This window comes from Streptomyces sp. NPDC041205 (assembly GCF_055591765.1).
This window is the reverse complement of the sequence record NZ_JBVIZH010000003.1, coordinates 357,839-376,234: the sequence shown is the minus strand read 5'-3', so window position 1 is coordinate 376,234 and position 18,396 is coordinate 357,839. Positions and strand designations below refer to the sequence as shown.

General features: G+C 73.9%; 21 protein-coding genes. 14 read left to right on the top strand and 7 right to left on the bottom strand.

What is annotated here, in order from left to right:
* The first annotated feature begins 126 nt into the window (after nt 1–126).
* Nucleotides 127–810 carry a glycerophosphodiester phosphodiesterase gene (locus tag ACZ6BG_RS15925; protein ID WP_469001154.1) on the top strand — a complete coding sequence of 228 codons (684 nt, stop codon included), beginning with the start codon at nt 127–129 and terminating at the stop codon, nt 808–810.
* 33 nt (nt 811–843) lie between these two features.
* Here the strand turns inward: ACZ6BG_RS15925 and ACZ6BG_RS15920 are convergent, their stop codons facing one another.
* Nucleotides 844–1,398: a GNAT family N-acetyltransferase gene (locus ACZ6BG_RS15920; protein ID WP_469001151.1), complete on the bottom strand. Its 555-nt coding sequence runs from the start codon at nt 1,396–1,398 to the stop codon at nt 844–846.
* A 135-nt stretch (nt 1,399–1,533) separates the two neighbouring features.
* Between ACZ6BG_RS15920 and ACZ6BG_RS15915 the strand changes: the two genes are divergently transcribed.
* From ACZ6BG_RS15915 to ACZ6BG_RS15895, 5 genes are all read left to right on the top strand, one after another.
* Complete coding sequence (locus ACZ6BG_RS15915; protein ID WP_469001149.1) at nt 1,534–1,920, top strand: VOC family protein; 387 nt, start codon at nt 1,534–1,536, stop codon at nt 1,918–1,920.
* 197 nt (nt 1,921–2,117) lie between these two features.
* On the top strand, nt 2,118–2,738 hold the full coding sequence (locus ACZ6BG_RS15910) for a DUF5134 domain-containing protein (RefSeq protein WP_469001147.1): 621 nt from the start codon (nt 2,118–2,120) through the stop codon (nt 2,736–2,738).
* Between the two features lie 285 nt (nt 2,739–3,023).
* Nucleotides 3,024–3,956 carry a M56 family metallopeptidase gene (locus tag ACZ6BG_RS15905; protein WP_469001144.1) on the top strand — a complete coding sequence of 311 codons (933 nt, stop codon included), beginning with the start codon at nt 3,024–3,026 and terminating at the stop codon, nt 3,954–3,956.
* A 33-nt stretch (nt 3,957–3,989) separates the two neighbouring features.
* A complete protein-coding gene (locus ACZ6BG_RS15900) occupies nt 3,990–4,682 on the top strand; it encodes a phosphatase PAP2 family protein (protein ID WP_469001142.1) in 693 nt (230 codons plus the stop codon).
* Between the two features lie 108 nt (nt 4,683–4,790).
* Nucleotides 4,791–5,501 (top strand): HAD family hydrolase, encoded by a 711-nt coding sequence (locus tag ACZ6BG_RS15895; protein ID WP_469001140.1) that lies wholly within the window; start codon nt 4,791–4,793, stop codon nt 5,499–5,501.
* A 105-nt stretch (nt 5,502–5,606) separates the two neighbouring features.
* Here ACZ6BG_RS15895 and ACZ6BG_RS15890 read toward each other — a convergent pair whose 3' ends face one another.
* Nucleotides 5,607–5,852, bottom strand: coding sequence for a DUF2630 family protein (locus ACZ6BG_RS15890; protein ID WP_469001136.1), 246 nt, complete (start codon nt 5,850–5,852; stop codon nt 5,607–5,609).
* A 221-nt stretch (nt 5,853–6,073) separates the two neighbouring features.
* On the opposite strand from ACZ6BG_RS15890, the gene ACZ6BG_RS15885 reads away from it, so the two are divergent.
* A complete protein-coding gene (locus ACZ6BG_RS15885; RefSeq protein ID WP_469001134.1) occupies nt 6,074–6,697 on the top strand; it encodes a TetR/AcrR family transcriptional regulator in 624 nt (207 codons plus the stop codon).
* Between the two features lie 152 nt (nt 6,698–6,849).
* Complete coding sequence (locus ACZ6BG_RS15880; RefSeq protein ID WP_469002928.1) at nt 6,850–7,410, top strand: histone deacetylase; 561 nt, start codon at nt 6,850–6,852, stop codon at nt 7,408–7,410.
* Nucleotides 7,411–7,628: 218 nt separating this feature from the next.
* On the opposite strand, the gene ACZ6BG_RS15875 is transcribed toward ACZ6BG_RS15880, so the two are convergent.
* Together ACZ6BG_RS15875 and ACZ6BG_RS15870 are read right to left on the bottom strand one after the other, a co-directional pair.
* Nucleotides 7,629–8,597 carry a threo-3-hydroxy-L-aspartate ammonia-lyase gene (locus ACZ6BG_RS15875; RefSeq protein WP_469001132.1) on the bottom strand — a complete coding sequence of 323 codons (969 nt, stop codon included), beginning with the start codon at nt 8,595–8,597 and terminating at the stop codon, nt 7,629–7,631.
* Nucleotides 8,598–8,616: 19 nt separating this feature from the next.
* Complete coding sequence (locus ACZ6BG_RS15870) at nt 8,617–9,348, bottom strand: helix-turn-helix transcriptional regulator (RefSeq protein ID WP_469001128.1); 732 nt, start codon at nt 9,346–9,348, stop codon at nt 8,617–8,619.
* Nucleotides 9,349–9,500: 152 nt separating this feature from the next.
* Between ACZ6BG_RS15870 and ACZ6BG_RS15865 the strand changes: the two genes are divergently transcribed.
* Nucleotides 9,501–9,794 carry a hypothetical protein gene (locus ACZ6BG_RS15865; RefSeq protein ID WP_469001126.1) on the top strand — a complete coding sequence of 98 codons (294 nt, stop codon included), beginning with the start codon at nt 9,501–9,503 and terminating at the stop codon, nt 9,792–9,794.
* On the opposite strand, the gene ACZ6BG_RS15860 is transcribed toward ACZ6BG_RS15865, so the two are convergent.
* A complete protein-coding gene (locus ACZ6BG_RS15860) occupies nt 9,781–10,440 on the bottom strand; it encodes a hypothetical protein (RefSeq protein WP_469001122.1) in 660 nt (219 codons plus the stop codon). The two genes, ACZ6BG_RS15865 and ACZ6BG_RS15860, sit on opposite strands and share 14 nt — an antisense overlap.
* 369 nt (nt 10,441–10,809) lie before the next feature.
* Between ACZ6BG_RS15860 and ACZ6BG_RS15855 the strand changes: the two genes are divergently transcribed.
* Both ACZ6BG_RS15855 and ACZ6BG_RS15850 read left to right on the top strand, forming a co-directional pair.
* Nucleotides 10,810–11,511 (top strand): FadR/GntR family transcriptional regulator, encoded by a 702-nt coding sequence (locus ACZ6BG_RS15855; protein WP_469001120.1) that lies wholly within the window; start codon nt 10,810–10,812, stop codon nt 11,509–11,511.
* A gap of 126 nt (nt 11,512–11,637) precedes the next feature.
* A complete protein-coding gene (locus tag ACZ6BG_RS15850; RefSeq protein ID WP_469001117.1) occupies nt 11,638–12,912 on the top strand; it encodes a CynX/NimT family MFS transporter in 1,275 nt (424 codons plus the stop codon).
* Nucleotides 12,913–12,924: 12 nt separating this feature from the next.
* On the opposite strand, the gene ACZ6BG_RS15845 is transcribed toward ACZ6BG_RS15850, so the two are convergent.
* Nucleotides 12,925–14,139, bottom strand: coding sequence for an alkene reductase (locus ACZ6BG_RS15845; RefSeq protein WP_469001113.1), 1,215 nt, complete (start codon nt 14,137–14,139; stop codon nt 12,925–12,927).
* Between the two features lie 59 nt (nt 14,140–14,198).
* On the opposite strand from ACZ6BG_RS15845, the gene ACZ6BG_RS15840 reads away from it, so the two are divergent.
* Nucleotides 14,199–14,564: a MerR family transcriptional regulator gene (locus ACZ6BG_RS15840; protein ID WP_469001110.1), complete on the top strand. Its 366-nt coding sequence runs from the start codon at nt 14,199–14,201 to the stop codon at nt 14,562–14,564.
* Between the two features lie 28 nt (nt 14,565–14,592).
* On the opposite strand, the gene prcB is transcribed toward ACZ6BG_RS15840, so the two are convergent.
* On the bottom strand, nt 14,593–15,438 hold the full coding sequence (gene prcB, locus ACZ6BG_RS15835; RefSeq protein ID WP_469001106.1) for a proteasome subunit beta: 846 nt from the start codon (nt 15,436–15,438) through the stop codon (nt 14,593–14,595).
* 226 nt (nt 15,439–15,664) lie between these two features.
* Here prcB and ACZ6BG_RS15830 point away from each other — a divergent pair, with 226 nt between their 5' ends.
* Nucleotides 15,665–17,161 (top strand): esterase, encoded by a 1,497-nt coding sequence (locus tag ACZ6BG_RS15830; protein ID WP_469001103.1) that lies wholly within the window; start codon nt 15,665–15,667, stop codon nt 17,159–17,161.
* Between the two features lie 357 nt (nt 17,162–17,518).
* On the top strand, nt 17,519–18,373 hold the full coding sequence (locus tag ACZ6BG_RS15825) for a glycoside hydrolase family 16 protein (protein WP_469001101.1): 855 nt from the start codon (nt 17,519–17,521) through the stop codon (nt 18,371–18,373).
* The last annotated feature ends 23 nt before the right edge of the window (nt 18,374–18,396 follow it).

The window sequence follows — 18,396 nt, the reverse complement described above, 5'->3', positions numbered from 1 at the left end:
GACTCCACTCCGTCACGCAGGGACGGTCCCATCGCGGAGGCGGGCCATTAGGCTGCGCCTTGCCGCGTGGTCATGAGCCGCCGAGCCGCGCGGAGCCGAGCCGCCGTCGACGGAAGCGAGTGAACCTTGAACTTCCTCACCATCGGTCATCGCGGTGTCATGGGGGTCGAACCCGAGAACACCCTGCGTTCGTTCGTCGCCGCCCAAGCCGCGGGCCTCGACATCATCGAACTCGACCTGCACCTCAGCAAGGACGGCGCCCTCGTCGTCATGCACGACGCGGACGTGGGCCGCACCACCGACGGCCGAGGCGCCATCGCCGACAAGACCCTGGCCGAGCTGCGCGACCTGGACGCGGGCAGGGGCGAGCGGATCCCCGTCTTCGAAGAGGTCCTCGATGCCGTGAAGGCGCCGCTGCAGGCCGAGATCAAGGATGTCGCGGCGGCTCGCGCGCTCGCCGACGTGATGCACGCGCGCGACCTGACCGGCCGGGTGGAGGTGCTCTCCTTCCACGACGAGGCCATCGCCGAGATCGCCCGGCTCGTCCCCGGCGTGCGGACCGCGCTTGTGGCAAGCCGCTACGGCACGGACGTCGTGGAGCGCGCCACCGCGGTGGGCGCCACCACTCTCGTACTGAACATCCGGCGTCTGACGCTGGAGATCGTGGAGCACGCGCGCAAGGCCGACCTGCGGATCATCGGCTGGGTCGTGAACACCCAGGACGATCTGCGCCTGGTGCGGGCGCTGCAGCTGGACGGCGCGACGACGGACTACCCGGAGATCAAACGCACGGGCCGCTTCACCGCCTGACGGCCCGCGCGCCGCCCCGCCCCGGGGCACCGCTCAGGCGATCTCCTTCACCAACAGCTCGAACTGCAGGTCGTCGCGCTGCGGGACGCCGAAGCGCTCGTCGCCGTACGGGAAGGGGCTCATCTTTCCCGTACGGCGGTAGCCGCGCCGCTCGTACCAGGCGATGAGTTCGTCGCGTACGGAGATCACGGTCATGTGCATCTCTCGCGCCCCCCACGCCTCGCGTGCGATCCGCTCCGCCTCCGCCATGATCACCTTGCCGAGGCCGGCGCCCTGGAGCGCCGGGCTGACCGCGAACATCCCGAAGTAGGCGTGCTCGCCCCGGTGTTCCAGCTGGCAGCAGGCCACGACACGGCCCTCCATCTCGACGGCGAGCAGCTTGCTCCCGGGCTTCTCGATGACCGCCACGACGCCCTCGGGGTCGGTGCGCTGCCCTTCGAGGATGTCCGCCTCCGTCGTCCAACCGGCCCGGCTGTCGTCCCCGCGGTACGCCGACTCGATGAGCGCGACCAGCGCGTCGACGTCGTCCGCGGTGGCGTCCCGGAACGTCGGGTCGCCGTGGGTGCTGGGGCGCGGTGCGGTGTGCATGGGCGCGTGTCTCCGATCTCCGGAGCCGCGGCGCGTGCCGGGCCCCGGCTGCGACGGGTTTCCGTACGGCGACGGCGCCACTCCCGCACCACCGCGCGCACCGCCGAGGGTAACCCGCCCCTAGGCTGCGTCAGCATGGTGCACGTACTGAGCAGCAGGATCCTCCTGACCCCCACCGATCCCGAGCGCTCCCGCGCGTTCTACGGCCGTGACCTGGGTCTGGCGGTGTACCGGGAGTTCGGCACGGGCCCGGAACGCGGCACGGTCTACTTCCTCGGCGGCGGCTTCCTCGAGGTGTCCGGCCGCTCCGAGGTGCCCGCGTCCCCCGCCGTACGGCTGTGGCTCCAGGTCGCGGACGCGGCGGCCGCCCACGAGGACCTCTCGGCACGCGGCGTCGAGATCCTGCGCCCGCCGGTGCGGGAGCCGTGGGGCCTGATCGAGATGTGGATCGCGGACCCGGACGGGACGCGGATCGCGGTGGTGGAGGTCCCGGAGGACCATCCGCTGCGCCACCGCCCCTGAGGACACCCCGCGACGCCACGTCCGCCACCTCCGCCACCCCTCTTCCGCACCCCGCGCGCCCTTGCGCCCACGAGCGCGCCCAGCGGCGACCCACGCCCGCGATGTGCTCCCGCCGTACCTCCGTGCGCTCCCGTACGCCGCCCCGGGGCCGGGCATCGACCCGACGACGGCGTGACGTCGATCGAGGAGGTGCTCAGGTGCACGGACCGGGGTCGGCGAGCTGGCTGCTCGTGGCGCTCTGCGCGGGAAGCGGCGCCTACTGCCTGCTGCGGATGCGCAGCCGCGTCGAGGAACAGCGGCGCACGGCGGGCGGTGAGGCGCTGATGGGGTTCGGCATGGCGGTGATGGCCCTGCCCGCCACGGTGGTGGAGCCGCCGCGCGGCGTGTGGCTCGGGTACGCGGCGGTGTTCGCCGCCGCCGGGCTGTGGATGGCGTGGCCCGCTCGGCGCGCACCGCGGCATCTGCACCATGTCGTGGGCGCGCTGGCCATGGTGTACATGTCGGCGGCGATGGTGGCGGTGCCCGGCGGCCACGCGGGTCACGGCGGCGCGGGCGTGCCGGTGGTGACGGGCGCCCTGCTCCTGTACTTCGCGGGCCACGTCCTGCTCTCGGGCGCGCGCCTCGCGCCGGTGGGAGCGGTGGTCGCCGGGGGTGAGGGGGGCGCGGGCGGGGCCGGGCCCGGGGGCCGGACGTCGTGCCGCGCCGCCGACCCGCGTCCGGACGGCGCCGTGGGCTGGGCCGACCGGCCGGAGCTGGTGCTGGTGTGCCGGCTCGCGATGAGCATGGGGATGCTGGCGATGCTGGTGCTGATGTCGTGAGGGGGTGCCTGGGCCGGGCGGCCGAGCGGGCGGGGCGGGCGACGGCCTCGCGGCACGCGTCACGGCACGGGCGGCACGCCTCACGGCACTCGCGGCACGCGTGATGGCACTCACGGCACACGTCACGGCACTCGTCCCTGGCGATCACCGCAGCAGCAGGGCGTCCGCCGGTCGGTGCTTCGCCGCGGGGCCCGCTCTCTCGGGACGCCTGATCCCGTCGTGGCGTACGTCACTTGCGGGGGCTGCCCATACCCCCGCGCGGCGCGGCCCTCATAGGGTTGACCCATGATGGTCCCCGTCGCGCTGTTGCTCCTCGGCGCGCTGACCGCCGTCGTCGCCCCCAGACTGCTCGCGAGGGCCGACTGGGTGGAGCGCGAACCGGTGGTCGCGCTGTGGGCTTGGCAGTGCGTGGTGGCGGGTGTCCTGCTGTGCTGTGCGCTGTCGATGACGTTCAGTGCGGCGTCCGCCTGGCAGGCGGTGCGCGGGCAGTTGTTCGCGCCCGCGCCGCGTGACGTCGTGGAGGCGTACGCGCTCGGACCGACCCCGTGGGCGGCCGCGACGGCGGTGGCGCTCGCGTGCGGCGGCGTGTGGACCGCCGCGATGCTCACCCGGGAGATCGCCCGGGCCCGCACCCGGCGCGTCAAGCGGCGGGCCGAACTCGTCGTGCGGGCACCGCTGTTGCCCGGCGAGGAGCCCGGCGCCGACCGGCTCGTGGTGCTCGAGGGCGAGCGGCCCGACGCCTGGTGGCTGCCCGGCGCCGCACCCCAACTGGTCATCACCACCGCCGCGTTGCGCCGCCTGAAGGGCCGCCAGCTCGATGCGGTACTCGCCCACGAGCAGGGTCACGCGCAGGCCAGGCACGACTGGCTGCTGCACTGCTCGGGCGCGCTCGCCGCGGGTTTCCCGCAGGTCCCGGTGTTCGCCGCGTTCCGCGACGAGATGCACCGGCTCGTGGAACTGGCCGCCGACGACGTGGCCTCGCGCCGCTTCGGACGGCTCACCATCGCCCTCGCCCTGGTCGAACTCAACGAGGAGCGGGGGGTGTTCGGGCCCTGCCCGACCCCGCAGGCACATGTGCCGCAGCGCGTGCACCGGCTGCTCTCGGCCCGCCCCCGGCTCACGGCGGGGCGTCGGCTGCGGCTGACGGCGGCCGCGGCGCTCGTCCCTGTCGTGCCCCTGCTCGTGGCCTTCGTCCCGGCGCTCCGCGCCCTCGGTTAGGTGCCGCCGCCCTCCATCGGCCAGGATCGACGCATGCCTTCCGCACCGCCCGGAGCGACCCGGCGCGCCACCCGCGCCCCGCGCGCCGCCCTGTTCCTCGCCGTCCCGTCCGTGCTCCTTCTCCTCCTCGTCGCCGCCGGGTGGCACCCGCTGCTCGGCCTCGACGACGACATCGCGCGGACCACCCACCGCTGGGCGGTCGGGCATCCGGGCCTGACGCGGACCGCGCGCGTCCTGACGGACTGGGTGTGGGACCCGTGGACGATGCGCGCGCTGATCACCGTCGTCGTGCTGTGGCTGGTGGCGCGGCGCGCGTGGTGGCTCGCGGGCTGGCTCGCGGCGACTTCCCTGGTGGGCGCGCTGGTGCAGCAGGGGCTGAAGGCGGCGGTGGGGCGGGAGCGGCCCGAGTGGCCGGACCCGGTGGACTCCGCTCGCTACGCGGCGTTCCCCTCGGGGCACGCGATGACCGCGACCGTGGTGTGCCTCCTGATGTTGTGGCTGCTGCGGCTGTACGGCGCCGGGGCCCTGGTGTGGCGCGCTGGGCTGGCCGTCGCCGTGGTGTCCGTGGTGGGCGTGGGGTTCACACGGGTGTGGCTCGGCGTCCACTGGGCGTCGGACGTCGTCGAGGGCACGCTGCTCGGGGGGCTGACGGTGGCGGTGGCCGTGACGGCGTACGAGCGTTTCGTGCCCGAGGACCAGCGCCCGGATCGCTCCGGAAGCCGCTGACGCCCGCGTCGGGCACCGCTGACTCCCGCGCCGTGAGCCGCTGACCGCGCCCCTCGCCGCGCGGCGCGTCCTTGACCCCCGTTCGCCCGGTCCCGGAGGATCTCTCCCATGGCGATCAAGGGCGTGCTCTTCGACTTCTCCGGGACGCTGTTCCGCATCGAGTCCACCGCTTCCTGGCTGCGCGGCACGCTGGCCGCGAGCAGGCTGGCGCTCCCGGAGGACGAGGTGGCGCGGCTCGCGGCGGCGCTCGACCGCGCGGGCGCGCTGCCGGGCGGCTCGCCGACGGTCGACGTACCGGAGGGCCTCGCGGACCTGTGGTCCCGGCGCGACGAGAGCGCGGAGCTGCACCGGGCCGCGTACACGGGGCTCGCCCGCACGGTGGAGCTGCCCGATCCCGCCCTGTACGACGCGCTGTACGAGCGGCACCGGACGCCGGAGGCGTGGCGGCCCTACGACGACTCGCTGGAGGTCCTGCGGGCCCTGCGGGCGCTGGGCGTGCGCGTGGGCGTCGTCAGCAACATCGGGTGGGACCTGCGGCCCGTCTTCCGGGCGCACGGCCTGGACCCGTACGTCGACGTGTACGTCCTGTCGTACGAGCACGCCGTGCAGAAGCCGGACGCGCGGCTCTTCGCGCAGGCCTGCGCCGGGCTCGGGGTGGCCCCGCAGGACACGCTGATGGTGGGCGACGACCGGCGCGCGGACGGGGGTGCGGCCGCGTTGGGCTGTGCGGTGCACTTCGTGGAGCATCTGCCGGTGGCTCGGCGGCCGGACGGACTGCGGCCCGTGCTGGGGCTCGTCGAGGGTGCGGGCGCGCGCTGAGGCCGGGCGTCGGCCACCCGCGTCAGGCGTCCGCCGCCCGCCTCAGGGGTCCACCGCCCGCGCCCGGGAGTCCACCGCCCGGCTCAGGCCCCCGCCGCCGCGTCCTCAGGACTGATAGCCCTCGACCTGCGCCACCGGCCGCACCCGCACCGTGTCGGGGTCGCCGCCGAACTCCTCCTTGGCCCGCCGCCTGCGCAGCAGGTCCCAGCACTGGTCGAGTTCCCGTTCCAGGACTCCCAGGCGGGCCCGCTCCGTCGTCTCGTCGATCGCTCCGGACGCGAGCGATTCCCGCAGGGTCTTCTCGGCGTCGACCATCTCGGTGATCCGCGCCAGAATCTGCTGTTGGTCCATGTCCAAGCGCCTCCTCGGCCCCCGGCCCACTGTAAGGAGGCGGAGCCGGATCCGCGAGAAGAGCGCGGGCGGGCGCGCGACGGCCCGGGTCCCCGGCTGCCCAAGGGCAGGCAACACTCCCCCGCGGTGTTGCCTGCCCCGGACCGCACCGGCCCATGACGGCCAGGGCCGGGTCGTCCTGAGTATATTGGCTGTGAGCCAGTCAACGCAGGAGTTACAGGATGTCCCCGCGTAGCCCATCGGTCAATGAAGAGTTGCGGCGACGTTCCCGCGAGCGGCTCCTGCAGGCGACGGTGGAGCTGGTCGGCGAGCGCGGGTACGAGGCCACGACCCTTGCCGACATAGCCGACCGGGCCGGTTCGGCACGCGGCCTGGTGTCGTACTACTTCCCGGGGAAGCGGCAGCTCCTGCAGTCGGCCGTGCACCGCCTGATGCATCTGACGCTGCAGGCCGCGCTCGAGCGGGAGCCGCGCACGGAGGACGGGGACGAACTGCTCGCCCGCGCCATCGACGCGATCCTCGGTCTCGCCCGCGACCGGCCGGTGCTGATGCGCACGCACATGGCGGGCATCCTCCAGGCCGAGGGGTTCGTGCAGTGCCCCGAGCAGCAGCGTCTGGCCCTCCTGCTGCGTGAGGCGGTGTCCCGGCACGGGTCGCCGGAGGCCGAGACGGACTACCGGATGCTGCGCGCCCTGCTGATGGGCGCGGTGTTCGCGCTGCTCATCCCGGGCGCGCCGATGCCGTTCGACGTGCTGCGGGCCGAGCTGTTCCAGCGGTACGGCCTCGACTGGAAGTGCGGCGTCCCGCCGGGCGAGGAGCCGCCCGAGGGGTCGTTCAGGACGTGAGTCGCGTACGGACGATCCAGACCGGGGCGAGGGAGCCGGAGCGGGACGGCGGTGGGCCGGCCGCGGCGGACGGCGGGGAGCGGGCGGCGGCGGTCGTGCCGGAGCTGGTCTGGTACGCGGCGTACGGCTCCAACACGCGGCGGAGCCGCCTGATGCACTACATCGAGGGCGGTCGGGCCCCCGGCGCCGCCCTGACCTCGCCCGGTTGCCGGGACCCGAGGCCACCGCGGGCGTCGGTGCCCGTGGAGCTGCGGGGCGTCGTGTACTTCGCGACCGAGTCCGCGCTCTGGTCGGGCGGCAGGGCGTTCTACGACCCGGACGCGCCGGGGCGGGTGTACGCGCGCGCCCATCTGGTCACGGCGGGGCAGTTCCGCGACATCGCGGCGCAGGAGATGTACCGCGCTCCGGGGACCGGCCCCGACCTGGCGCCGGCGCTGCGGCACGGCCGGGCCCGGCTCGGCGAGGGGCGCTACGAGACGCTGGTGTGCCCGGGGACGCTGGACGGCCTGCCGGTGCTCACGTTCACCGCGCCGTGGGCCCTGGGGGACGTGCCCCTCAACGCCCCCTCCGCGAGCTATCTCCGGCACCTGGCCGCGGGGCTCCTGGAGGCGGACGCGTGGGACGGGGCCGCCGTGGCCGCGTATCTCGCGGCGTGCCCGGGGGCGGCGGGGCGATGGACGGCCGAGGGGGTCGCGGAGCTGCTGCGCGACTGACCGCCCGCGCGGGTCGTGGAGTTGCTGCGCGGCTGACCGCCTGCGGGACTGCGCGCCTGGACACCTGCGCGACCGGCGGCCCGGCCGTGGCACGGCATGTCGCGCGCCGCGCCCGGCCGCGCCCGCCTGGGTCCGGTCCAGTCGCCGCGCCCTGGGCCCGGGCTGGTTCACCGCGCCCTGGGCCCGGACCGGTTCGCCTCGCCCTGGGCCCGGCCCGGTCAGGTGCCGCAGATCTCCGCGAAACGCCGGGCATCGACGTTGCCGCCGGAGAGGATGACGCCGACGCGGGGCGGTACGCGGTCGACGCGGCCGCTGAGGGCGGCGGCGAGGGCCGTGGCGCCGCTCGGCTCGACGACGGTCTTCAGGCGTTCGAAGGCGAACCGCATGGCGTCGCGGATGTCGTCGTCGGAGACGAGGGCGATGTCGTCGACGAGCCGCCGGTTGATGGAGAACGTCAACTCGCCCGGGATCTCGGCGGCTTGACCGTCGGCGATGGTGCGCGGCACGGGGATCGTCACCCGGTGCCCGGCCGCGAGCGAGCGCCTGGTGTCGTCGCCCGCCTCCGGCTCGACGCCGACCACGCGGACGCTGCCGCTCAGGCCCTTCACGGCGGTGGCGCTGCCCGCGATCAGCCCCCCGCCGCCGACCGGCACGAGCAGCAGGTCCAACTCGCCGACCTCCTCCATGAGTTCGAGGGCGGCCGTGCCCTGTCCCGCGATGACGTGCGGGTGCTCGTACGGCGGGATCAGGGCGAGGCCGCGCTCGGCGGCCAGGGCCGCACCGATGGCCTCCCGGTCGCCGGTGTAGCGGTCGTACGTGACGATCTCCGCGCCGTAGCCCTCGGCGGCCGCGCGCTTGGAGCCCGGGGTGTCCTCGGGCATGACGATCACGGCACTGCTGCCCAGTTCGCGGGCGGCGAGGGCGACGGCCTGGGCGTGGTTGCCGGAGGAGAACGACGCGATGCCCTTCGCCAGTTGCTCCGGCGCCAGACGGGACACGGCGTTGTAGGCGCCGCGGAACTTGAAGGCGCCGACGCGCTGTTGGTTCTCGCACTTGAGGAACACCTCGGCGCCGACACGGGCGTCGAGGGTGCGCGAGCGCAGGACGGGCGTACGGTGCGCGACGCCCTTGAGCCGGGCGGCCGCGTCGCGGACGTCGTCGAGGGTGACCGGGGGTGTGCTGGTCATGCGGTTGCTCCCTGTCTCGTCATGCGGATGCCCCCTGTGCGGTGCCGGGCCCGTCCTTCGGGGGCTCCTGGGCCCGGGCCTTGGCGAGATAGCTGTACGCGGAGGCGCGGGAGATGCCGAGGCGCTCCGCCACCTGCGGCACCGCGCGCCGGACGGCGAAGACGCCATGCTCGTCGAGCCCTCGGAACAGCTCGACGCGTTCGGCGCGGTCGAGCTCGCCCCAGGGGCGGCTGCGCCCCAGCTGATAGGCGTCGACGACGGACCCCACGACGGCGTCGATGACTTCGGCGGAGTCCCCGAAGGTGGTCGTCGGCACGTCCACCGGGGCCGCCACACCGGCGAGTTCACCGATGAGCGAGCCCACCTGCTGGAGGGCCGTGATGTCGAGGTTGACGCACAGCGCGCCGAACACCGCGTCGCCGCTGTCGCGCAGCAGCATCGTGGACGACTTGACCAGCTTGCCGCCCTGAGTGCGGGTCAGGTAGTTCAGCTCGTCACCCGCCTCGTCGCCGCGGGCGAGCATGCCCATCCCGATCTCGCTCATCGCGCCGCCGACGCTGCGCCCGGTCACGGAACCGGCGATCGACACGACGGACTCCTCCGGCCGCCGGTAGTCGTGGACGACCACCTCGCACAGCGAGCCGAAGGTGGCGGCGATGCCGTCGGCGACGGGGACGAGCGCGGCGAGGATCGCGTCCCGCTCGCGGTCCCGTCGGGAATCGGATGCTGTCGGCCTGTCCGCGGCGCTCATGTCGGTCCTCGTATTCCCGGTCGTGGCCGCGGTCCGGACGCTGCGGCCCGGACCGTCTGGACACAATGTACATGCCTTGGACGAAAATTCCAGACGCCGATGATCCGCCGGAACCGTTCGACGCGCGCGGCGTGCGGTCGACACTCGCGGGCATGCGCGTCCTGGCGGACCTGTCGCGCAACTACCGTGCAGCCCGGGCCCATCGCCTCACGTCCGTGCCCCTCTCGCCGGACGAGGCCACGGTACGGACGTACACGGACGCCGTCGCCGGCACGGACGGCGCGACGGTGGCGGAGGTCGCGGACGCGGTGGCCGCCTCGCCCGCCTGGCGGGGGTGCCGTGACGCCGAGGGCCCCCGGCCCTCCGTACGCGGGAACGATCCGCGTACGGAGGGCCGGGGGCCCGAATCCGTGGGGGGGGGAGGTGACGGCGTCAGCGCACGGTGACCGTGAACACCGGGGACAGCGTGGCGCCGCTCTTCATGCGCAGCTCGTTCTTGCCCTTCAGGCCGAGCTTCACGCGCAGCGTGTACGTGCCGGACTTGTTGACGGTGGTGGACGCGGGCAGCGTCTTCCACGTGCCGCGCTGCTTCTGCTGGAGGCCCACCTTGGCGCCGGCCTTGATGCCGGTCGCCTTGCCGCTGACGCGCAGCTCCTGCCAGGCCTTGACGGAGGTCGCGGACGGCTTCGCGGTCAGCGCGGCCTTCACCTTGGCGGTGGGGCTGTTCTTCTGGGTGCCGAGGCTCTTGCCGGTCTTGACGTCCCAGATGGCGTACGGCGTACCGCCGCCCTGCGTCTTGCTGTACAGCTTCTTGCCGTCGGCGCTGAGGTGCAGGTAGATGCCATCCTCGACGGTCTGACCGGGCTTCAGGGCCTTGCCGTTGTAGTACGGCTTGCCGCCCTTGACCTGGAGGGTGACACCGGCACCGATGTCGATCTTGACCGGCTTGGGGGCGGCGGTGCGCACGGCGGCCTGCTGCGGGGCCGGGGTGCTCGCGAGGGCTGCGGCGGCCGGGGCCAGGAGCGCCGCACCGACGGCGACGGAAATGGTGGCGGTACGAAGGGCGCTGCGGCGGTGGGTGGTGTGACGCATGGTGGCGATGTTCCCCTTCACGGTACGAATGTCTTGATTGCCCTCAGCCTTCCGGCGAGTGCTCAATCAACCTATTCGCCCGGCATTACGGATTTCCCGAGATCATGTAACGGTGCCCCGTAGATCACCTCACGGGTCCGACTCGAAACTCCACCCACACCCGGTCACCCCCATTTCCACAACACCCTTGACCACACGGCGAGTTCCGGAATCGGCCCACGAGGGCCATCCGGGGCGGTGCCGCCCGGCGCGCTCGCCGCGGGTCCGCCCGGACGGGGTCAGGGAGTCCGGCCGATTGACACCCTCAAACATGGGATGTTCCCATGTATCCACGATCCCGTCCGCCCAGGCAGAGAGGGCACCTCACCGATGCCGCTGCGCAGCACCGCACGGACCAACCTCGTCGACCTCGTCATCGCCCAGATGGAGAGCCTGATCTCGGACGGCGAGTGGCCGGTCGGCACGAAGATCCCGGCCGAGCCGCTGCTCGTGGAGCAGCTCGCCGTCGGCCGCAACACCGTGCGGGAGGCGGTCCGCGCCCTGGTGCACACCGGCATGCTGGAGCCGCGCCAGGGCGACGGCACGTATGTGCGGGCCAGCAGCGACTTCGGGGCGGCCGTGCAGCGGCGGGTGCGCAAGGCGAGCGTCCTCGAGGCGTACGAGGTGCGCGCCTCGCTGGAGCGCGACGCGGCCCGGTACGCGGCCGAGCGCCGCACGCCGGAGGACCTGGCCGCGCTGCGCGCCGCGCTCGACGAGCGCGGCCGGGCCTGGGAGAGCGGCGACACGGACGCCTTCGTCGACGCCGACATGGCCTTCCACCGCACCGTCGCCGCCGCGGCCCACAACGCCGTCCTCGCCGAGCTGTACGGACACCTCAGCGACGCCATGCGCACCACGGTCAAGGCCGTGATCGGCGCGGCCGTCCCCGACTCCGTACGGCACCAGATCGACGCCCACAGCGCGATCGTCGACGCCATCGAGGCGCGGGACCCGGCGGCCGCCGAGGCCGTGGTGCTCGCCCATCTCGCCGAGGGCATGGCGGCGTTGCGGGAGCAGCCCCCGGCCGACTGAGCCCACGGCGGCGCCCGACCGATCCTGCCCCCGGCCCGAACGGCCCCGCCCCTCCGGGCTCGACCCGCCCCGCCGGGTCCGCCCACACACACGTACCACCGAAGCACGACCCCCGGGAGAAACCTCATGCTCAGCCAAGGGCCCGCCACCACGGACACCGTGGCGCGGGCGGACGCCGGTCCCACGGTGTCCGGCCCGCCGACGGCCGCCCCGCCCGGCGTCACCGGGCGGGGCGCCCTCTGGCTCGGCCTGGGTGTCGTCCTGCTCGCCCTCAATCTGCGCCCCGCCCTGGTCGCGGTCTCCCCGCTCGCCGACACCATCCGCGACGACAGCGGCATGTCAGCGGCGGCCACCAGCCTGCTCACGGCGCTGCCGCTGCTGTGCTTCGGGCTGCTCGCACCCGTCGCACCGCGCCTGGGCCGCCGCTTCGGCACCGAGCGGACGCTGCTCGCCACGATGGTGCTGATCTGCGCGGGCACGGCGCTGCGCATGCTGGACGCGGTCGTCGCGCTGTTCACGGGCACCGTCGTCATCGGCGCGGGCATCGCCGTCGCCAACGTGCTGCTTCCGGGCCTGATCAAGCGGGACTTCCCCGGGCGGGCCGGGCTGATGACGGGCCTCTACTCGATGTCGCTGTTCGGCGGAGCCGCGCTCGCGGCGGGCGTCACGCTGCCGGTGCAGGAGGCCTCCGGCATGAACTGGCGGACGACGCTGGCCTGTTGGGGCGCGCTCGCGGTAGTGGCGCTCGTGGTGTGGCTGCCGCGGCTGCGGGCGCGGGCGCGGGACGGCGCCGCGGCGGCCCGGGAGACGGCCCCTCCGGTCCGCGGCCTGTGGCGCTCGCCGCTGGCCTGGCAGGTCACCGGGTACATGGGCCTGCAGTCCCTCAACTACTACGCCGCGGCGGCCTGGCTGCCGACGCTCCTGAAGGACGCCGGGATGAGCGCGGGCGACGCGGGCTGGATGCTGTCCTTCTCGTCGCTGCTCGGCATCGCGGGCTCGTTCGTGGCCCCCGTGGTCGTCGGCAGGCGGGTGCGGTCCGGCACGCTCGCCGTCCTCGGCGCGGTGCTGTGCGCGATCGCGTACGCCGGGCTGCTCACCGCCCCGGTCGGCGCCGCCTATCTCTGGATGAGCCTGCTCGGGCTCGGCCAGGGCGCGGCCATCAGCCTCGCGCTGCTGTTCATCGTGCAGCGCGCGCCGGACGCCCGGCACGTCGCGCCGCTGTCCAGCATGGCCCAGTGCTTCGGCTACATCCTCGCCGCCACAGGACCGGCCGTCCTCGGCGCCGTCCACGACGCGTCCCACGACTGGACGCTGCCCGTCGTCCTCCTGCTGGTCCTGCTCGCGCCGCAGGTCGCGGTCGGCCTGGGGGCCGCCCGCGACCGGCAGGTGGCGGGGCGGTAGGAACGGCCGGGGTCAACGCGTCGCGGCCGGGGTCGCGGGGCGGGCCGCGGCCGGGTCGGCGAGGTCGGCCTGGCCCGCGGGTTCGGCGGGGCCGACCGGGCCGTCGGCGGCCGCTTCCAGGGCGGGATAGTCGGTGTACCCCTTCTCCCCGCCCACGTACATGAGGCCGTGGCCCCGCACCGGGTTGACGGGGGCGCCCGTGCGCAGCCGGTCGACCAGGTCGGGGTTGGCCAGGAAGGGGCGGCCGAGGGAGATCAGGTCGGCGCCCGCGGCGAGCAGGCGCTCGGCCTCGTACCGGCCCCCGTCGGCGGGAATCTGATCACGCGGCAGCATCGGGTTGGCGACGAGCGTTCCGGTCCAGCGCTTGCGGATGTCCTGGAAGACGGGGCTGTCCGGGTCGGCGTACACGATGTGCAGATAGGCGAGCGGGACGTCCGCGAGCGCGTCCAGGAGCGCCGGGTAGAGGTCCTCGGTGTCGCCCTCGTCCATGCCGTTGACCTTGATGCCGGGCGAGACGCGCAGGCCCACGCGCTCCGCGCCGATCTCGGCGACGACGGCGCGGACCACCTCGACGACGAACCGGATGCGCCCCGCCACGGAACCGCCGTACTCATCGGTGCGCCGGTTGGTGCCCTGCCCCAGGAACTGGTGCAGGAGGTAGCCGTTGGCACCGTGCACCTCCACCCCGGCGAAGCCCGCGTCGACGGCACGGCGGGCCGCGGCGGCGAAGTCGGCGACAGTGGCGCGGATGTCGGTCACCGTCATCTCGCGTGGGACGACGGCCTGTTGGTGACCGTCTGCCGTGAAGATGGTGTCGGGCAGCGGTATCGGCGACGGCGCGAGCGGGGTCAGGCCGCCGCTGTTGTCCGGGTGCCCGACCCGGCCGCCGTGCTGCACCTGGAGGAACATCCTGCCGCCCGCCGCGCGCACCGCGTCGGTGACGCCCCGCCAGCCGGTGACGTGGGAGTCGGTGTGGATCGCGGTGATGTTCGGGTAGGTCCGGCCCACCGCGTTGGGCGTGGCGGCCTCGGCGATGATCAGGCCCGCGGTGGCCCGCTGTGCGTAGTACGTCGCCATGAGCGGGGTCGGTGTGCCGTCGGCGGCGGCCCGGTTGCGGGTCATCGGGGCCATCACGAGGCGGTTGGGGAGGTCGAGGGTGCCGAGGCGGGCGGGGTCGAAGAGGCCGCGCGGGGCGAAGGGACGGGAGTTCGCTGCTGTGTTCGTCATGCCGGTACCGTAGAACCTGACATTGGTGTCAGATTCAAGCCCGGAAGGCCCGGTGGGACATGCGGATCGGCGAACTGGCCCGGCGCACCGGCGTGAGTGAACGCTCCTTGCGCTACTACGAGAAGCAGGGGCTGCTGACCGCCGAGCGCACGCCGGGCGGCCATCGCGACTACGCCGAGGGCGCGGTCGACCGGGTCATCCGCATCCAGGAGCTGTTCGCGGCGGGCCTGTGCAGCTCGAAGATCGTCCGGCTCCTTCCCTGCATGCGGGACGCGGACGGCGGCCCTTCCGCGATCGCGACCCCCCACCTGGTCGCCGAACTGGGCGCCGAGCGGGACCGCATCAACCGCATGATCAGCGACTTGATCCGGTCCCGCGAGGTCCTGGAGGACGTCATCGACGCGGCGTCCGTGGGCAACGCCTAGGGCCCTCGCCGGCCCAGTCGGACAGGCCCTAGAGCACCGCGGCCCGCGGCCCGTCCGGCAGTTCCAGGCGGCCGGCCACCACCGACCGGGCGACCTCCGCGACCTCGTCCTGCGTCAGTTGCCGGTAGCCGTCCTCGGTGACCAGGGCGACGCGCGGGAACAGACGGCGCGTCAGGTCGGGGCCGCCCGTCGCCGCGTCGTCGTCCGCCGCGTCGTACAGCGCCTGGATGGCGGCGAGGACGACGTCCTGCTCGGACATGCCCTCGTGGTAGAGCTTCTTCAACGAGCCGCGGGCGTACACCGCTCCCGACCCGGTGGCCGCGACGCCCCGCTCCTCGCTGCGGCCGCCGGTGACGTCGTACGAGAAGATCCGGCCGACGCCCTTGGCCAGGTCGTACCCGGCGAACAGCGGGACCACGGCGAGGCCCTGCATCGCCAGGGCGAGGTTGCCGCGGACCATGGTGGTGAGGCGGGCGGCCTTGCCGAGCAGGGACAGGGCCGTGCCCTCGATCTTCTCGTGGTGTTCGAGCTCCAGTTGGAAGAGCTTGACCAGTTCCACGGCGAGCCCGGCGGTCCCGGCGATCGCTATCGCGGAGTGGCCGTCGGCCGGGAAGACCTTGTCGTACTCGCGGTGGGCGATGACGTTGCCCATCGTGACCCGCCGGTCGCCCGCCACCAGCACGCCGTCCGCGTACGTGGCCGCGACGATCGTGGTGCCGTGCGGGGCGTCGAAGCCGTCGTGCGCGGCGGGCAGGGCGCGCCGCGCGGGCAGCAGGTCCGGCGCCTGCTCGGCCAGGAAGTCCAGGAAGGACGAGGTCTCGGTGGCCATGAAGGCGGCCGGGAGACCTCCCGACCCCCGCGGATCTGTGTTCATGCGCGCCCCTCCCGAGCAGCCCGACGCATCCTGACGCGGACCCTACCCCCCGCCCTCACGTCATGAACCCCCGGCCGCGGTTGCGGGCGGCGGCCCGGTGAACCCGCGGCGACATCCCGTACAACCCTTCCGTACCGCTCGCGGTCGAACAGGGCGCCGGACGAGGAACGGGCCCTTTCCGGACACCCCCGCGCCGCCCGGCCACCTTCCCGCACAGGAGTCGCTCGTGCGCAAGAACCGTTCGGCCGCCGTCGCCGCGGCCTCATTCCTTCTGCTGTCGGGCGCGGCCGTCGCCGCCGCCCCCGCCGCCGTCGCGGGCACCCCCGGAGGGACGCACGCGGACGACCGCAACAGCGACTTCGACGGCGACGGATACGAGGACGTCCTGGTCGGCGCGCCCGGCGCGACGGTCAGCGGCAAGAAGGGCGCGGGTCTCGTCACCGTGCAGTACGGCTCCTCCAGAGGCATCGGCACCAGCGACGTGGCGCGGTTCAGCCAGTCCACGGCCGGTGTCGCGGGCGCCGCCGAGGCGGCCGACGGCTTCGGCACGGCCGTCGCCACCGGTGACCTCGACGCCGACGGCTACGACGACGCGGTCGTCGGCATCCCCGGCGAGGACATCGGCGACCAGGCGGACGCCGGTGGTGTCGCGATCCTCTGGGGCTCCAAGCAGGGCCTCAAGGGGGCGGCGAGCGACTGGCTGCAGACCCAGGAGCCCACCAAGGGCGAGAAGTTCGGGTCCGCGGTGACCGCCGCGCGCCTCACCGGCGACACCCCGGGCGACGTCCTCGCCGTGCTCGACCGCGACGACCTCGAACTCTTCGTCTACGACGCCGTGCCGCAGGCCCGCGACGCGGCGCCGCTGAAGCGCCTGGCGACCGAGCACCTGGCCTCGGGGCGCACGGCCGCGCGCGCCGAGGAGCGTCACATCCTGCCCAAGTCCCTGACCACCGGCGACTACGACGACGACGGCTACGCCGACCTCGTGGTGTCCGGCGTGACCGTCGGCGACGAGGAGCCGGGGCACGGCTGGTCCGCGTACTTCAAGGGCGGCGCCGACGCCCTCACCCACCAGGGCGACCTGCGCGGTGGCCCGGCCGCCGCGTCCGGGGACATCAACGGCGACGGCTTCGACGACCTGGTCACGGGCGAGCCCCACTCCCCCGACGACGGCGGCGACACGATGACCGGCGGCCTGGTCGGCGTGCGCTACGGCTCCGCCGAGGGGATCTCGCAGGACGTGAAGTGGTGGACCCAGGACGCCGCCGACGTGCCCGGCACCGCCGAGCGCGGGGACGGCTGGGGCACCGACCTGTCCGTCGCCGACACGAACAAGGACGGCTACGCGGACGTGGCGATCGGCGCCCCCGGCGAGGACATCGGCACGGTCGCGGACGCGGGCGCGGTGTGGGTGCTGCGCGGCACGGCCACCGGACTGACCGGGACCGGCGCCAAGTCGTGGGACCAGAACTCCGCCGACATCCCCGGCGCCGCCGAGAAGAGCGACAAGTGGGGCGCCCAGGTGCGCCTCACCGACCCCAACCGCGACGGCCGCTTCGGGCTGCTCTCGTCGGCGCCGGGCGAGAACACCGGGGACGGCGTGGTGTGGGTGCTCTCGGCGGGCTCGGGCGGGGTCACGGCCGCCGGGTCGTGGACGTACGGGGCCGGATCGCTCGGCGCGCCCGCGCAGGACGCGGCGTTCGGGGCGGCCGTCGACGAGTGACCGACCGCGGGCCCGGCGCGGGAGCGGGGGCGCGCGGAGAGCATGTCCGGCGCGGGAGCGGGGACATGCGAAGGGCGTGCCCGGCACGGCCGGGGCAGCGGTCGTGACGGACACGACGAAGGGGTCGACAGCGCCGGGCGCCGTCGGCCCCTTCGGCAGTCGGTCCGCACCAACGCCTTGACGGCCCCTGCGCACCTGCCTTAAATCAAGCAGTGAAGAAACCGTCGCGGAGGATCGCGTACCGCGTTCAACTCTCGACGCGATCTTGTCATGCACACGACTGCTTCACGTACGACCGCCATGCCCCCACGGCATGCGTGCCCGCTCCCCCCTTCCCCCCCCACTCGAAGCGATGTGATGACCGTGTCCCTCTCCTGGCGCCGCCGCGCGGCGCTCTGCGCACTCTCCCTGGTCTGCTGCGCCACCGCCGCGACCGCCGCCCCCGGCGCCGCCGCCGCGCCCGAGCGCGCGAAGGCCCTCGCCTTCTCCGACGACTTCAACGGCCCCGCCGGGTCCGGCGTGGACGGCGGCAAGTGGCAGGTCGAGACCGGCGACAACGTCAACAACCACGAGCGCCAGTACTACACCTCGGGCAACAAGAACGCGAAGCTCGACGGCCAGGGCAACCTGGTCATCACCGCCCGCAAGGAGAACCCCGAGAACTACCAGTGCTGGTACGGCCGTTGCGAGTACACCTCGTCCCGGCTCAACACCGCCGGCAAGTTCACGTCGACGTACGGCCGAGTCGAATCCCGCCTGAAGGTGCCGCGCGGCCAGGGCATGTGGCCCGCGTTCTGGATGCTGGGCGCCGACATCGGCACCGTGGGCTGGCCGAACTGCGGCGAGATCGACGTGATGGAGAACGTCGGCAAGGAGCCGAACACCGTCCACGGCACGCTGCACGGCCCCGGCTACTCCGGTTCGGGCGGCATCGGCGCCGCGTACTCCCTGCCGAACGGCGAGGCCTTCGCGGACAAGTTCCACACCTTCGCCGTGGACTGGTCTCCGAACAAGGTGACCTGGTCGGTCGACGGGCACGTCTACCAGACCCGCACCCCGGCCGACCTCGGCGGCAGGCAGTGGGCGTTCAACAAGCCCTTCTTCCTGATCCTCAACCTGGCCGTCGGCGGCTACTGGCCCGGCGACCCGGACGGCGGCACGACCTTCCCGCAGACGCTGACCGTCGACTACGTCCGCGTGACGACCGGCTGAGCTGGGGTGGGCGCCCCGCCTTG

What these genes read in the sequence shown, in the direction of transcription:
- ACZ6BG_RS15920 (WP_469001151.1), bottom strand. Translation starts at nt 1,398, where the DNA reads ATGCACACCGCACCGCGCCCCAGCACCCACGGCGACCCGACGTTCCGG.
- ACZ6BG_RS15915 (WP_469001149.1), top strand. Translation starts at nt 1,534, where the DNA reads ATGGTGCACGTACTGAGCAGCAGGATCCTCCTGACCCCCACCGATCCC.
- ACZ6BG_RS15905 (WP_469001144.1), top strand. Translation starts at nt 3,024, where the DNA reads ATGATGGTCCCCGTCGCGCTGTTGCTCCTCGGCGCGCTGACCGCCGTC.
- ACZ6BG_RS15900 (WP_469001142.1), top strand. Translation starts at nt 3,990, where the DNA reads ATGCCTTCCGCACCGCCCGGAGCGACCCGGCGCGCCACCCGCGCCCCG.
- ACZ6BG_RS15895 (WP_469001140.1), top strand. Translation starts at nt 4,791, where the DNA reads ATGGCGATCAAGGGCGTGCTCTTCGACTTCTCCGGGACGCTGTTCCGC.
- ACZ6BG_RS15890 (WP_469001136.1), bottom strand. Translation starts at nt 5,852, where the DNA reads ATGGACCAACAGCAGATTCTGGCGCGGATCACCGAGATGGTCGACGCC.
- ACZ6BG_RS15885 (WP_469001134.1), top strand. Translation starts at nt 6,074, where the DNA reads ATGTCCCCGCGTAGCCCATCGGTCAATGAAGAGTTGCGGCGACGTTCC.
- ACZ6BG_RS15880 (WP_469002928.1), top strand. Translation starts at nt 6,850, where the DNA reads ATGCACTACATCGAGGGCGGTCGGGCCCCCGGCGCCGCCCTGACCTCG.
- ACZ6BG_RS15875 (WP_469001132.1), bottom strand. Translation starts at nt 8,597, where the DNA reads ATGACCAGCACACCCCCGGTCACCCTCGACGACGTCCGCGACGCGGCC.
- ACZ6BG_RS15870 (WP_469001128.1), bottom strand. Translation starts at nt 9,348, where the DNA reads ATGAGCGCCGCGGACAGGCCGACAGCATCCGATTCCCGACGGGACCGC.
- ACZ6BG_RS15865 (WP_469001126.1), top strand. Translation starts at nt 9,501, where the DNA reads ATGCGCGTCCTGGCGGACCTGTCGCGCAACTACCGTGCAGCCCGGGCC.
- ACZ6BG_RS15860 (WP_469001122.1), bottom strand. Translation starts at nt 10,440, where the DNA reads ATGCGTCACACCACCCACCGCCGCAGCGCCCTTCGTACCGCCACCATT.
- ACZ6BG_RS15855 (WP_469001120.1), top strand. Translation starts at nt 10,810, where the DNA reads ATGCCGCTGCGCAGCACCGCACGGACCAACCTCGTCGACCTCGTCATC.
- ACZ6BG_RS15850 (WP_469001117.1), top strand. Translation starts at nt 11,638, where the DNA reads ATGCTCAGCCAAGGGCCCGCCACCACGGACACCGTGGCGCGGGCGGAC.
- ACZ6BG_RS15845 (WP_469001113.1), bottom strand. Translation starts at nt 14,139, where the DNA reads ATGACGAACACAGCAGCGAACTCCCGTCCCTTCGCCCCGCGCGGCCTC.
- ACZ6BG_RS15840 (WP_469001110.1), top strand. Translation starts at nt 14,199, where the DNA reads ATGCGGATCGGCGAACTGGCCCGGCGCACCGGCGTGAGTGAACGCTCC.
- prcB (WP_469001106.1), bottom strand. Translation starts at nt 15,438, where the DNA reads ATGAACACAGATCCGCGGGGGTCGGGAGGTCTCCCGGCCGCCTTCATG.
- ACZ6BG_RS15825 (WP_469001101.1), top strand. Translation starts at nt 17,519, where the DNA reads ATGACCGTGTCCCTCTCCTGGCGCCGCCGCGCGGCGCTCTGCGCACTC.